Raw genomic sequence first — 14,761 nt, 5'->3', positions numbered from 1 at the left:
AGTAATCCTTTGTAGGGAATTACTCATCTCACTTGTTGCATTAGTATATTTATCTATTCTAATCCTCCACCTATGAGATTACAAATTACTCTAAACATTCTACTTGCAATTCTTTTTACACTTTTTCAGGTAACGCTATTATCTAGTCAAACACCTTGTGAGAATGGAATGGCGGGTGAGTTTCCTTGTTTTGGTTTTGATCTTCAAGACAGACTTTCTGAGGCAGACCTCAACACTACATTTGTAAATGACAGCTGGGGATGGACTAATCCAGATGATGGTAAAGAGTACGCCATAATAGGCTTACGCAACGGTACTGCTTTTGTAGATATATCAAACCCAAATGAAATTGTTCTTATAGGTACTTTGCCTACGCACACTACAGAAAGTGTATGGAGAGATATTAAGGTTTATGAAAATCACGCTTATATAGTAAGTGAAGCAAATGGCCACGGTATGCAAGTTTTTGACCTCACAAGACTTACAGACATAACTGCTACTCCTGTAACTTTTACAGAAGACGCTCACTATGATGGCTTTGGTAATGCACATAATATTGTAATCAATCCTGAGAGCGGATATGCATATGCCGTGGGTACACAAACCTTTAACGGAGGACCTCATTTCATAGATATTTCTGACCCCACAAATCCTACGGCAGCTGGAGGTTATGGGCTTAACAATTACAGTCACGATGCACAGGTAGTAACTTATAGCGGTCCAGACACAGATTATACAGGTAGAGAAATACTTATAGGAAGCAATGCAAATATTGTCGCACTTGTAGATATAACAGATAAAGCTAATCCCGTTGAGATTTCAACAATTACCTACCCTACTATAGGCTATACACATCAAGGCTGGTTTACAGAAGACCAAAGATACTTTTTACTAGGTGATGAAACAGATGAAATAGACTTTGGTTTTAACACTAGAACTATTGTTTTTGACTTTAATGATCTTGACAACCCTGTATTGTCTTTTGAGTATGAAGGCCCCACTGAGGCAATAGACCACAACGGCTATGTACTAGGTGATCTTTTTTATTTATCAAACTATCGTGCAGGGATGAGACTTATCAATATTTCAGGTATAGAAAATGGTAGTATAGAAGAGATGGGCTTCTTTGACACTTATCCTGCAAATGATTCGGCGGGATTTGGTGGCGGACTTTGGAATGTATATCCTTATTTTGAGAGTGGTAACATCGTGCTAAGTGGAGGCGGTGGTTTTTTTCTTGTAAAACAAAACAGCTCTCTAGGCGTTAATGATATAGATAACCAAGATATCTCGGTAGCCATATACCCAAATCCTGCAATAGATGAAGTACATCTTTCTAGTAATAAAACTATAGGCGATGTAAAGATTTACAATGTTCTTGGACAAATAGTTATTGCAAAGACACTCCTTGAGGATGGCACCATATCTGTTAGAGAATTAAATAAAGGTGTTTACTTTGTAAAAACAGAACACAGCACTACACGACTAATTGTACAATGAAGATAACCTCTTACATACTCATTCTAGCACTTCTCGTTCTCTCTTGTAAAGATGATGATGCTACAGGGTTACCAGTACCCGAAGAGCCTACCACACCAGAACAAGTAGTTACAGATATACTTGTACGCACACCCTGCGATAATGGAATGGCAGATATCTACCCTTGTGCAAACTATGATCTTATGTCGCATCTATCACGAGAGACTATAGGAGAACCAGGCTTTAATGACATCTGGGGCTGGACAGATGCTACAACATCACGAGAATATGCTATTCTAGGAGGCCAGGTGAGCACCATTTTTATAGATATAACAAATGCTCAAAACCCTACCATTATAGGTAAACTCCCTACGGCATCTATAAACTCAAGATGGAGAGATATTAAGGTGTATAATGACCACGCATTTATTGTGAGTGAGGCAGCAAACCACGGGATGCAAGTTTTTGACCTCACAAGATTGCGTAATGCACAAAACACACCCATAACCTTTGATGCAGATGCACTATACACAGACATAGGCAACGCCCATAATATTGTTATAAATGAAGATTCAGGTTTTGCATATGTTGTAGGTACAGAAACATTTTTAGGAGGTCCTCATTTTATAGATATAAGTACACCCACGAGTCCTACTGCAGCAGGGGGTTATGAAGGATCTGGTTATACACACGACGCCCAAGTAGTGACTTACAACGGTCCAGATATAGATTATGTAGGGCGAGAGATTTTACTCGCCAGTAATGAAGATGTTGTAGTCATAGCAGATGTGACAGATAAAGATAACCCACAACTTATCGCCACCGTAAATCAAGATAATGTAGGCTACATACATCAAGGCTGGTTTGATGAGAGCCATACAATTTACTATGCAAATGATGAGTTTGATGAAACCGAATTCGGATTCAACTCAAGAACACTCGTATTTGATCTTACAGATCTAGACAACCCCGTTTACACCGGTCCATATTTTGGCCCTACACAGGCCATAGACCACAATCTTTATGTAAAAGATTTTGATTTATACTTAACTAATTACACCGCAGGGCTACGCATTGCAGATATAAGCGGCAGTAGTCTCGAGAGTATAACAGATATTGGTTCTTTTGACACACACCCAGAAAATGATGCTACAGAGTTTAGTGGGGCTTGGAGTGTTTACCCTTATTTTGATAGTGGTAACATTATCATTTCAGATATCTCTCGGGGCCTCTTTATCATTCGTAAATCTGGCACTTAATTATGAAAAAAAATAAATTTATAAATATGATGTGGTTTACGCTTTCGCGAAAGCGTACTTATTCCCTTTGTATACTCCTCATCCTTGCCATTGCTTGTAAAGATGATGAAGAACTTCTTACAGACGATATCACGATAACAGATGATGTAGTAAACACAGACGATACCGTCACTCCAGAAGAAGGTTTTACCGTGCAATACACAAGCATTTATGGCGGAAGCCAGGTTGATACCTTTCAAGCCATTACAGTGACTCCAGATGGAGGGTTTGCTGCTTTAGGCCATACACAAAGTGTAGATGGTGACGTGACAGATAATGACAGCCAGATTAATAAACTGTGGCTTGTTAAGGCAGATCAAGATGGTGCCATAGAGTGGTCAAAAACTTATGGCGGCAGTGAGGATAGCCGAGGCACAAAAGTAATTACAACCACAGATGGAGGATATGCCATACTAGGCTACAGCGAGAGCAGCGATGGTGATATGACAGAAAATGCAGGTTTTTATGATCACTGGATTGCAAAACTTGATGCACAAGGAAATATACTCTGGCAGAAGAGCTATGGCTTTTCGGGTTCAGATCAGGCATATGGACTCATACAGACTACAGATGGTGGCTTCTTTACCTCAGGGTTTCTAGACGTAACAGCATCTCAAGGAGAAGGTAATGACGGTTTACAAGACCCAAATAACACAAACGATAATACGCGTGCTACGCTACACGGCGTAGGAGAGTTTTGGGGTCATAAACTGGACGCAAACGGTAACCTAGTGTGGAGAAGGTATTATGGAGGCACAAATAACGATAGATCATATGAGGCTTTACAAGCACCAGATGGCGGGATACTTATGGTAGGTAACTCAGAGAGTAACGACTTTGACATATCAGACTCGCAAGGAAGTTATGACTTCTGGGCAGTGAGGCTTAGTGCTAGCGGAGATTTACTCTGGGAGCGATCGCTAGGAGGAAGCCAGATAGAAATTGCATATACAGCTACCACCACACCAGATGGAGCCTACCTACTAGCCGGAGATACGAGAAGTAGTGATGGAGATGTAACAAACTTTCGCGGAAGCGCAGATGTATGGCTAGTAAAACTAAGCGACCAGGGAGAACTACTCTGGGAGAAAACACTAGGCGGGTCCAATTTTGAAACCACTCGCAGTATCACACAAACGCCAGATGGATATGCTATAACGGGTGCCTCGCGTAGCCTAGATGGACAGGTAACGACTAACAATGGCCAGAACGATATCTGGGTAGTCTCTGTAGATCAAGACGGCGAGTTGATTAAGCAACAATCCTTTGGCGGTAATGGTCAAGATTTTGGCTATGGCATCACCGCCACTACAGATGGAACATTAATTATTGCTGGAGACACAGATAGCACAAGTGGACCCCTAGTTGCCTCAAAAGGAGCAACAGATGCCGTAATTATAAGACTTAACTAAATCATATTATGAAACAGATAATCGCTTTATGTACAATCGCACTCCTCTTGCTGTCGTGCAATGAAGATAATGATGATATGGGTACGGCTTATGGATCATTAAACCTAGCCTTTGAGAACACCGTTGCGTCATCTCCACTCACACTCAACACGCAAACGTATGCAAACCTAAGTGGCGAAGGGTACAGCGTTTCAGAACTAAAGTATATTATTTCAAACATACAGCTTACAAGGTCAGATAACACCGTCCATACGATACCGGTAGATAAAAGTTACTTTATCATAAACGAGGCAGGTATAAAAACGGCGCTACTAGATAGCATCCCAGTAGGTGACTATACGGGTATAAACTTTGGTTTTGGTGTAGACCCTACACGCTACCCTATTGAGTCTGGCTCTGTAAACTTTATTCCTACCGCAGAGGAGGCTGGTATGTTATGGACGTGGTCTGCAGGATATAAATTTTTAAAATTTGAAGGTACTTATTCAACCACAGTAGATACAGATGATGCAAACCCGTTTACTTATCACGTAGGGAGTCACGGTGCTAATCTGGATAATTATAAGGAAATTAATCTCGCTTTCGCGAAAGCGGTAACCGCATCATCCACCACAACTCAAATTATTAATTTTGATGTGGCTAAGATTTTTGACAGCACAAATACAATGTCTCTTGTAGCCAAAGATGATATACAAGTAGACCCAGAAAATGCTCCAAAAATTGCCGAAAATGTACGTACAGCATTTAGTATAGAATAAATGAAACAACTATTATACATACTGCTTTTCATCTCAATCTCCTGCTCTACAGAAGGCACAGATGACACTAGCGTAATGACAGATGATGGCTACACGCCGTTACCAAATCCTGCGCTTAATTTTGAGATCCCTTCTAATTTTCCGGAGAGTACGTATGACGTTACCCAAAATCCACCTACAGAGCAAGGCTTTGAGCTGGGTAAAAGACTATTTTTTGACGGCAGGCTCGCTTCAGATGGAGTTGTTTCTTGTGGTTTTTGTCACATACAAGAGTTTGCATTTACCCATCATACACATATCACCAGTCACGGTGTAGATGGGCAAATAGGTAGTCGCAATGCACAGCCGTTACATAACCTAGCATTTATGGCAGACTTTACTTGGGATGGTGCCGCAACGTTTTTAGACTCGCAATTTATTATCCCCATAACTGCAGAAAAGGAAATGAACGAAACCATCTCTAATGTGCTTAATAAACTGCGTGATGATGACAACTATCCGCAGTTATATGCAAATGCTTTTGGTGACCAAGAGATTACTACAGAGCGCACATTTAAGGCATTATCACAATTTATAGTGATGATGATAAGTGCAAACTCAAAATATGACAAGTGGGAACGTGGTGAGGCCGTCACACTTACCCCAGATGAAGATGCGGGTCGTATTCTCTTTGATGCTAAGTGTGCTAGCTGTCACGCAGGCACCTTGCAAACAGACCAGACATATCGCAATAATGGACTAGCCATAGACCCAGCATTTAATGATATAGGCAGGGAGCGTGTTACTGGGTTGCCAGAAGATAATAGAAAGTTTAAAGTACCCAGTTTACGTAATATAGAGATCACCTTTCCATATATGCACGATGGTAGATTGCAGTCACTACAAGATGTACTAGACTTTTATACGAATGGTGTTACTGCTAGTGATAATCTAGACCCACTTCTAGTGCGCCCAGATGGCACGCTAGGCCTAGATATTACCCAAGATGAAAAAGAAAAAATCATTACTTTTCTTAAAACACTTACAGATAACGACTTCTTGCTAGACAACAGGTTTAAAGAATTTTAACAATGCTTTTGGTTTGACTTGCATATAAGGCTTTTAAATCATAAAATAATCATAAATGCCATTAATTTCTAGCTAAATAAACAATGTTTAATTAATTTAACCAAAAATTAAACAAATTAGTTATGGACCTCTTACAACAAGCTGAAGTTTATGAAAATAGAACAATGAGTCATATGTCTACAAGCGACAGGGTTGCCGCTTCTAGAGAAGGAAAGAAACTCATTCTTGCCATAAACGAGATTTACAAAAAAACAAAAGATAGCCACCTTATGGAGGTTATGAAACGTCTTACGGTAAAAAAGAAAAAAATAGAGAAACGTATTAAGGGTAGACTTGCTGCTTAATTACATTTTTATAAAGAATTATAAGAGCGCATTTTTGCGCTCTTTTTTGTTGGAAAATCTTTTGGCGCCTCTTGGGTTACCTTCCCTGTAGCTGCCCACTCTGCTCCTCTTTGTAGTGTTGTAATAAACCCAACACCCTCCATAGAGTAATCCATATGTCCTAGCGCTGTATGAAACACGCGACCCTCCTTATAGTTTATAGTCATAAGTAACGGCTCTGAACGCCCAGACCCCTTATTTTCTGGTGCCCACGGTTGCGCATTACCTTCTACATCTGAGTATGCAGTAGCTAGCACCGTTACATTCTCGGCCGGACCACGCAAGCGGTCATATAACTCGTCTTTAGTATGTAACCACTCCGCAGGTAGATCTTTCATAATAGGATGCTCTGGTGCTCTGGTCGTAATTAAAAACTCAACCTCTGGACCGTGAGAAGATTCCTCACCGTTTACAGGAGCAATAACTTGCTCATCATTTTCATTATAATAGATCTGTTTTCCTTTGGTAAGGTCACGATGACCCCAGCCACCTACACCTATCATCTTGTTATATGCCTCCCAGTCTCCAAAGGAATTATTTGCCGCGTGTACAACTACCAGTCCTCCACCGCTTGCCATATACTGCTCAAAATTAGATTTTACCTCATCTGTCCACTCGCTTGAGTCCATCCCAAAATTTGAAATAACCACATCATACTTATTAAATTGTGGATTAAAACTAGCGTCTGGCGTAATGGTGTCTGTAGAGGTATGTACTCTATAATCTTCCCATCTATATAGATCTACCAGCTTTGTTATACTATCGTGATTAATACCATCTACAGTGCCGTGGTGTGGCCCTTGATACAAGTATTTTGCACGATGAAGGTCTACTATAAATAGGCCTGTTTCTTCAAAGTAAGATTTCATCATCACCGAAGTTTTAGGCCATACTCCGTGATTATTCTGACCATCTATTACGAGTGCACGCAACTTTTTGGGCTGCATCTCTTCTTGCTTTTCTGTTTGACCTTGCTCTCCACATCCTATTACTATAATGGACATAAAAGTGAGTGCTGCTAGATAGAGATTTTTCATATAAATAGTTTTTTTTTGATAATGTGAGTGGGTATCACGCTTTCGCGAAAGCGGACACTTAAAATAAAAATAATTTTGCAATAGCTGCTATGAGCACTATTATTAAAACATAGTAAGCCACCTTATCTGCTCCCTTATACTTTGTGGCAAAGCGAGCGGTGAGAAAACCTCCTATGGTTTGTCCCACAGCCATAATAAACCCTAGTTTCCAGTCAATAAGACCTTGATAATGAAAGAGGCCTATCACTAGTAACGTATAGAGACCTATGACAAACCCTTTAAGCGCATTACTTTCTATGATATTCATACGCATACCCAGCACCATAATAATAAGAAAGAAGACTCCCATCCCCATCTGTATAAACCCTCCATAAAAGCCTAGTGCAAATAATAACGGAATGTAGATATACCACTTAGGTCTAAACTCAAGGTCTGTCTCTCGTAACCAGCGTTTAGGTCTTACGAGTACAGCAACAAGCATAAAGAGCATCATAAATTTAAACACAGCTCTAAACTGCTCATTACTTACATTTATAGCAAGCAACCCTCCCGCAACCGCGCCTATAAAAATGGGAATGATGTACTTTTTATGACGAGCGATGTTAAGCCTCCCGTTTTTGTGAAAAACCCACGAGGTTGCTGCACACTGTGTAAAAATGCCTATTCTGTTTGTGCCGTTTGCTACATTAGGAGGTAAGCCTAGCACCTCGGTTAGTATGGTGAGTGTTATGGCGCTACCGTTACCTGCAAGGGTGTTAATCCCACCAGCTATTAAGGCTCCTATAATGGCGATAGCATATGTTTGTAATTCTGTCACTTTTTAAAAATTTAAGATCACCCCTCCATACATTGTAAATCCAGGTGCTGGCTCATAAAATCTGTTGCCAAAAGCATTGATACGCACATTATCTGTGTACTGTTGATCGAGTGCATTATTGATCCCAAGATACGGCTTGATTTGTATTTTTCTAAACAGTGTCTGATAACTAAGCTGTACGTTTACCAGCTTGTAGCCGTCTATCGCTGTCTCATTACTATCTTGTGCAAACTGTGACCCTATAAAGTTTGCACTCACCCGTGCACTAAAACCTGCCTCTGTATCATATAATAATCCCAAAGTAGACATATGCTTTGCAATACCAGGCAAGGCATTACCCGCATAATCTGTATCTCCCACAGTAAACTCATCATAAGTAAAATCTGAGTAGGTATATGATGCTGTGGCTTGCAGGTTTTTTGAGAAGGCATACTGCCCCTCTACCTCAACACCTAGCCTGTTAGTTTTACCTGCATTTCTATAAAACTCGCGATCTGGAAAAGCTTCTAGTTCAAAAGGGACAAGGTCGTCACGTGTGTTTATACTAAAAGTGGTTATCTGATAACGCAGCTTGTTACGTAAAGCGCCCTTAACCCCCACCTCAATGCTTGTTGCTTTTTGAGGAGCTAAACTTTCATTAAAGCCTGAAAGACCATCTGGACTCGTAGACACCTCAGATAATGAGGGAGTTTCAAAACTGGTTGACACATTTATAAAGGGTATAAACGCTTTCGCGAAAGCGTAACTCACACCCACACTTGGATTAAAAGAATTTAAAGTCACACTCCCAGAATCATCTCCATCACTAAGAAAATCATCATCTGCCGAAAGTTTATTGTAATCAAATCTAGCTCCCGCGGTAAAAAGCCATTTATTAATATTGAAGTGATCTGTGAGGTAAACACCAAGGTTTGTAAACTTCTCCTTTTGACTAAGGGAAAGATCTCCTTGCTCGCCTTCAAGGTTTTGAAACCTGCGGCGCCTGTCATTTTGAAAAGCAAAATCATACCCTACTTGTAAGGTGTTATGACCCTTAGTATATCTATAGGCTGCTCCTTGACCCATATAATTACGATTGAGGTCTACTATACCACCATTTTCAAAAGGAAGTAGCCCATCAAAAAGCCTATTGCTATAAAACCCATAGGTGGTGAAGCTGCTCTTTTTATTTATTAACCACTCTAAACTCGCTCCCACTTTAAGCTGTGAGATAGCTTCTCCTGTTTTAAAAAGCTGGTTGCGATCGCGGGCTTGTCTTCTATTTGTATTTACCTCTTCTAGTGTTAACCCTCCAGGGTCATCTGCCTGCGGTGCATCTGTGTAATTAAGTATGGTGGTTAGATAAAGGCTGTCTCCAAGTGCAAATCTTCCTTTAAAATTAGTATTAATTTGCTCAAAACTACTTTGATCTCTGTATCCATCAGACTGCATATAATTTCCGTGAAAGATATAACTCGCTAGTGAGTCTCCTATAGCTGCTGTGGCTTGATAATTTTGAAAACCGAAAGCACCAGCGCCCACCTTTATCTCAGTACCTAGATTTTCTGAATCATAAGACCTTGTTTTTATATCAATAACTCCTCCAGAGGCATTTCCGTAAAGACTCGAGCTAGGCCCTTTTATAACTTCTATACGATCTATAATTCCTAAAGTGAGGTTATCTAATTGCCCTTGACCATCTGGTGTAGTTTCTGGTATACCGTCTACAATAAGTTTTATGCCTCGTATCCCAAAACTAGATCGAGCCCCAAAACCGCGTATAGAGACTCTCAAATCTTGGGCAAAGTTTGTTACATTCTGAGTAAAAACTCCAGGGACTCCCTGTACATATTCTTGTAGTGATAATTGTTGTCGTGTTGCATCTTGTGGTGTTGTTTTAATTACAGAAACAGCAGCAGGCACTCTATCTAGCGTACTCTGTATTCTTGTAGATTGTATAACTACAGTATCAATAGTTTGTGCGGGTATCGATGCTGTCTGACTGTAACAAATTGCTGTAAAAGCTAACAAACTGATAAGCGTTAAACGGAATGTCTTTCTCAATGGAGTAATTTTTACCGAAAAGTACTGCCTACCAGAAGAACATCAAAATAAAGCTACCTTTACTTATGCCAATCATACAATTAAGATGAAAAAAATCAAGCAGTTAAAAAAATGGTTTTATAAGACTCTCGCAAAAGTAACTCCGGGCAAAACAAGCACGCGAGGGGCAGCGATTGCCTTGCTCATAGTAAGTGCCATTTTATTTACTATAGCAGCTATCGCTTCTGTTACAAAATCAAAAGACCCTTGGTTTTTACTCTTCTTTGCGGTCTTTGCAATAATCATAGTGCTTAGCGCATATTTCTTTTTATGGATTTTAAAGAAATACAACCGTATGCCTAAAATATTAAAGCTAGCACTGCTCATTGCAATCCCTCTATTATTTGTAGCACTCGCCTTTGAAGGCATATATGTATTTTTTGCTTTCTGTATTATCTCCTTAATAGGTGGAGTTATTGCATTATTTACCACAAATGTATTTTCATCCTTATCTAAGGTTAAAAAAGGAATTGCACTTCTGTGTCTGCTAGTTGGCATCATAGGTTTGCTAAGTGCTATTAATGGATTACTCCCACGCGGTTTTGACATAAAACCAGTACTTAATGCTGCTGCACTGCATAAAAGTGCAGTACAAAAAATAGAAGCTCCGTCACCTGCAGCACGAGGAGATTATGCGGTAAAAAAAATAACATACGGTAGTGGCAAAGACAAACATAGACCAGAATTCGGCAAAGATGTCACACTAACTACAAAAGCCGTAAATGGTGTTCCTTTCTTAGATAATTGGGAAGGTATGAGTGGCTGGTATAGGGAGCACTTTTGGGGTTTTGATGATAAAGAGTTACCGCTTAATGGATATGTATGGTATCCAGAAGGAGAAGGGCCATTCCCACTCGCGCTCATTGTACACGGTAATCACTTAATGTCAGACTTCTCAGATGTAGGTTATGAGTATCTTGGGGAGCTACTCGCTTCTAGAGGTATTATTACTGTATCTGTAGATCAAAACTTTCTTAATGGCTCTTGGGCAGATATTACGGGCGGACTTGATGAGGAAAACGATGCCAGAGGATGGATGCTATTAGAACACCTACGTGTATGGCACGAGTGGAACAAAACTGAGGATCATCCTTTTTATCAAAAAATAGACACGACTAGTATTGCTCTTATGGGACACTCTAGGGGTGGAGAAGCTGTGGGTCACGCCGCTTTTATGAATACCCTACCCTACTACGCTGATGATGCGTCCATACCCTTAGACTATAATTTTAATATCAAATCTATAGTTGCTATTGCACCGGTAGATGGGCAGTATAAACCCGGCAATGCGTCTAATGAACTAAAAGATGTGAGCTACCTTACCATACACGGTTCTCAAGATGGTGATGTGACTTCCTTTGCTGGATCAAAACAATATGAGCGAATCACCTTCTCAGACAGCACATCACATTTTAAATCTGCAGTGTATGTACAAGGAGCAAATCACGGCCAGTTTAACACCAGCTGGGGAGAAAATGACACCTCAGATGCCAGCACCTATTTTCTTAATAACAAGCAGCTTCTATCTGGAGAGGAGCAACGCGAGATTGCCCGCGTTTACATAAGTGCTTTTTTAGAAACAACACTTACAGATAATATGAGCTATAAACCGCTATTCTTAGATGCTCGAACAGGCGCAGACTGGCTTCCAGAAACAATCTATTTAAGTCAATATGAAGATAGCTTTTTTACTCCGCTAGCAACATATGACGAAGATTTTAATGTAACCACAGGCACAAAAGACAGCACTACAATTAAGAGTGCAAATGTCACTGTATGGCGAGAGCAAGAAATTAGTCTTAAATGGGGAGAAAAAGGTTCTCGAGCGGCTTATGTAGGCTGGCACTATAAAGATATAGAGGAAGGTGATCCCATACCAGACTCACTAGTGGCAACCTATGAGTATACTTTTAAGCCAGAGCCATTAGATAGCACAATGGCACTCACTTTTACCCTCGCTGAGTCTACAGAAAATACAAACCCTAAATCTAGCGGAAAATGGAAGGATAATGAAGATGAAGACGACCTTGAGTCTGCAACTGAAGATGCTACAGAAAACGAGCTCGAAAAAGAAATAAAAAATGAAGATGAAACAGATGATAAAAACCTTGAGGACGACATACCAGACGCACCTATAGATTTTAGTATCATCATTTCAAACAGCGATGGTCAAAAAGTCACCTTTTGTCTTAGTGATTTTTCTGCATTGCAACGCGAAATAGAAGTACGCATATGGAAGTCACAGTTTATCACAGATGATAGCGACTCAGAAAACATTTTTCAAACCTTTATGTTTCCATTTGCAGAAATTCAAGAAAGGAACCCAGACTTTGACATCTCCTCTATAAATCATCTAGTATTTCGGTTTGACAAAACCCCAGAAGGAGTAATCATTATAGATAACCTAGGCTTTATAAAAACCCTATAAATGACCTATGTACAACGCATAAAATACCATATACACCACAACTATAGAAAACACCTATCTCGCCATCTGTTAGTTATATGTTAGGATGTCTTGAAAAACGCGACTTAAGCCGTATATTTGCAAACTATTTGTACCCATTATGATTAAAGTAGATTCAGCAGCAAAAATTAAGATCGCCAGCCTTATGCAGGAGGACGGTTTTGATGTAACCACAGACTATGTGCGCGTAGGTGTAAAAAGTGGTGGTTGCAGTGGCTTGTCATATGACCTTCATTTTGACAAAGCTCATAAAGAAGATGATAAAGTTTTTGAAGACAACGATGTAAAACTAATCGTAGACAAAAAAAGTTTTCTCTACCTCATAGGTACTACGCTAGAGTATAGCGGAGGACTTAATGGTAAAGGTTTTGTGTTTAACAATCCCAACGCACAACGTACTTGTGGTTGCGGAGAAAGTTTTTCACTATAAATAAAAAATGTTAGTACGCTTTCGCGAAAGCGTACCCTAGCTAGAAAAAGATACAATGGCATATACTGAAGACGATTTAAGGGAAGAGTTAAAAACCAAAGAATATGAGTATGGTTTTTTTACAGACATCGAGACTGAGACATTTCCTGTAGGATTAAATGAAGACATCATTCGTGCAATTTCTAAGAAAAAGGAAGAACCACAATGGATGACAGACTGGAGGCTTGAAGCTTACAAAGTGTGGCAGTCTATGGAGGAACCAGACTGGGCAAATGTAAATTATGAAAAGCCAGATTTTCAATCTATCGCATATTACTCTGCACCAAAATCTGTAGATCCAAATAAAACTCTAGATGATGTAGATCCAGATTTACTGGCGATGTACAAAAAACTAGGTATCTCTTTAGATGAGCAAAAGAGAATGAACAATGTCGCGATGGATATTGTAGTAGACTCTGTATCTGTAGCAACTACATTTAAGAAAACACTAGCCGAAAAAGGGATCATCTTTATGAGTATCTCTGAGGCAATAAAGGAACATCCAGAACTAGTGCGTAAGCACCTAGGCACCATTGTTCCTGTAAAAGACAACTATTATGCAGCTCTTAACAGTGCTGTGTTTTCTGACGGATCTTTCTGTTACATTCCTAAAGGGGTGCGTTGTCCTATGGAGCTCTCTACTTACTTTCGTATAAATCAAGGAGGTACTGGACAGTTTGAAAGAACATTACTCGTGGCAGATGAAGGTAGTTATGTAAGTTACCTAGAAGGTTGTACAGCACCTAGCCGTGATGAAAACCAACTACACGCCGCAGTGGTAGAGCTTATCGCTCTAGATGATGCAGAGATTAAGTATAGTACTGTGCAAAACTGGTACCCTGGTAATGCAGAGGGTAAAGGAGGTGTTTACAACTTTGTAACAAAGCGTGGTCTTTGTGAGAAAAATGCAAAAATCTCTTGGACACAAGTAGAGACAGGATCTGCCGTAACGTGGAAGTATCCTTCTTGTATCTTAAAAGGTGATAACTCAATAGGAGAATTTTACTCTATCGCTGTGACTAATAATCACCAGCAAGCAGATACGGGTACAAAGATGATACACTTAGGTAAGAATACTAAAAGTACGATTATCTCAAAAGGTATCTCTGCCGGTAAATCTCAAAACTCCTATAGAGGTCTTGTAAAGATTAACTCTGGAGCTACAAATGCGCGTAACTTCTCGCAATGTGACTCACTACTTATGGGTAACGAGTGTGGAGCCCACACCTTCCCATATATTGAGACAAAAAATAAGACTGCTCAAGTAGAGCACGAGGCAACAACTAGTAAAATAGGTGAAGACCAGATTTTTTACTGTAACCAGCGTGGTATTGATACCGAGAAGGCAATTGCCCTTATCGTAAACGGCTTTTCAAAAGAAGTGCTTAACAAACTCCCTATGGAGTTTGCTGTAGAAGCTCAGAAGTTACTTGAGATAAGTCTAGAAGGATCTGTAGGATAGATTATCATAATATTCAATCAAATTTAGAG

Annotated in this window: 12 protein-coding genes; 9 read left to right on the top strand and 3 right to left on the bottom strand. The window is 39.9% G+C overall.

The genetic code is table 11. From position 1 onward, the window contains the following. Nucleotides 1-72: 72 nt before the first annotated feature. The 6 genes from I597_RS04925 (at nucleotide 73) to I597_RS04900 (ending at nucleotide 6,359) form a co-directional block, all read left to right on the top strand. Entirely contained in the window at nucleotides 73-1,500 is a 1,428-nt protein-coding gene (locus I597_RS04925; RefSeq protein WP_035327067.1) for a choice-of-anchor B family protein, read from the top strand. Then, the gene (locus tag I597_RS04920) at nucleotides 1,497-2,738 is read left to right on the top strand and encodes a choice-of-anchor B family protein (RefSeq protein ID WP_035327064.1); all 1,242 of its coding nucleotides are present in this window, start codon (nucleotides 1,497-1,499) and stop codon (nucleotides 2,736-2,738) included. The genes I597_RS04925 and I597_RS04920 overlap by 4 nt, the downstream gene beginning before the upstream one ends. A 2-nt stretch (nucleotides 2,739-2,740) precedes the next feature. Next, nucleotides 2,741-4,189 carry a hypothetical protein gene (locus I597_RS04915; protein WP_052111916.1) on the top strand — a complete coding sequence of 483 codons (1,449 nt, stop codon included), beginning with the start codon at nucleotides 2,741-2,743 and terminating at the stop codon, nucleotides 4,187-4,189. 8 nt (nucleotides 4,190-4,197) lie between these two features. Further along, a complete protein-coding gene (locus I597_RS04910; RefSeq protein ID WP_035327062.1) occupies nucleotides 4,198-4,947 on the top strand; it encodes an MbnP family protein in 750 nt (249 codons plus the stop codon). After that, the gene (locus I597_RS04905; protein WP_035327060.1) at nucleotides 4,948-6,015 is read left to right on the top strand and encodes a cytochrome-c peroxidase; all 1,068 of its coding nucleotides are present in this window, start codon (nucleotides 4,948-4,950) and stop codon (nucleotides 6,013-6,015) included. A 122-nt stretch (nucleotides 6,016-6,137) separates the two neighbouring features. Further along, complete coding sequence (locus tag I597_RS04900; protein ID WP_035327058.1) at nucleotides 6,138-6,359, top strand: hypothetical protein; 222 nt, start codon at nucleotides 6,138-6,140, stop codon at nucleotides 6,357-6,359. Nucleotides 6,360-6,367: 8 nt separating this feature from the next. Here the strand turns inward: I597_RS04900 and I597_RS04895 are convergent, their stop codons facing one another. Genes I597_RS04895 through I597_RS04885 form a run of 3 tightly spaced genes read right to left on the bottom strand, consistent with a single transcriptional unit; the run spans nucleotide 6,368 to nucleotide 10,262 of the window. Beyond that, the gene (locus tag I597_RS04895) at nucleotides 6,368-7,435 is read right to left on the bottom strand and encodes a ThuA domain-containing protein (RefSeq protein ID WP_035327056.1); all 1,068 of its coding nucleotides are present in this window, start codon (nucleotides 7,433-7,435) and stop codon (nucleotides 6,368-6,370) included. Between the two features lie 58 nt (nucleotides 7,436-7,493). Beyond that, nucleotides 7,494-8,252, bottom strand: a complete 759-nt coding sequence (locus I597_RS04890; RefSeq protein WP_035327054.1) for a sulfite exporter TauE/SafE family protein — start codon at nucleotides 8,250-8,252, stop codon at nucleotides 7,494-7,496. Between the two features lie 3 nt (nucleotides 8,253-8,255). Beyond that, nucleotides 8,256-10,262, bottom strand: a complete 2,007-nt coding sequence (locus I597_RS04885) for a TonB-dependent receptor family protein (RefSeq protein ID WP_035327052.1) — start codon at nucleotides 10,260-10,262, stop codon at nucleotides 8,256-8,258. 118 nt (nucleotides 10,263-10,380) lie between these two features. Between I597_RS04885 and I597_RS04880 the strand changes: the two genes are divergently transcribed. The 3 genes from I597_RS04880 to sufB all read left to right on the top strand — a co-directional run bounded on the left by I597_RS04880 (nucleotide 10,381) and on the right by sufB (nucleotide 14,732). After that, nucleotides 10,381-12,762 carry a poly(ethylene terephthalate) hydrolase family protein gene (locus I597_RS04880; protein WP_052111914.1) on the top strand — a complete coding sequence of 794 codons (2,382 nt, stop codon included), beginning with the start codon at nucleotides 10,381-10,383 and terminating at the stop codon, nucleotides 12,760-12,762. Between the two features lie 139 nt (nucleotides 12,763-12,901). Continuing rightward, nucleotides 12,902-13,231 carry a HesB/IscA family protein gene (locus I597_RS04875; RefSeq protein WP_035327050.1) on the top strand — a complete coding sequence of 110 codons (330 nt, stop codon included), beginning with the start codon at nucleotides 12,902-12,904 and terminating at the stop codon, nucleotides 13,229-13,231. Nucleotides 13,232-13,286: 55 nt separating this feature from the next. Beyond that, nucleotides 13,287-14,732 carry a Fe-S cluster assembly protein SufB gene (gene sufB / locus I597_RS04870; protein WP_035327048.1) on the top strand — a complete coding sequence of 482 codons (1,446 nt, stop codon included), beginning with the start codon at nucleotides 13,287-13,289 and terminating at the stop codon, nucleotides 14,730-14,732. Nucleotides 14,733-14,761 lie beyond the last annotated feature (29 nt).

The organism is Dokdonia donghaensis DSW-1 (assembly GCF_001653755.1).
Taxonomy (GTDB): Bacteria; Bacteroidota; Bacteroidia; order Flavobacteriales; family Flavobacteriaceae; genus Dokdonia; species Dokdonia donghaensis.
This window is presented reverse-complemented; position numbering and strand designations above follow the sequence as displayed.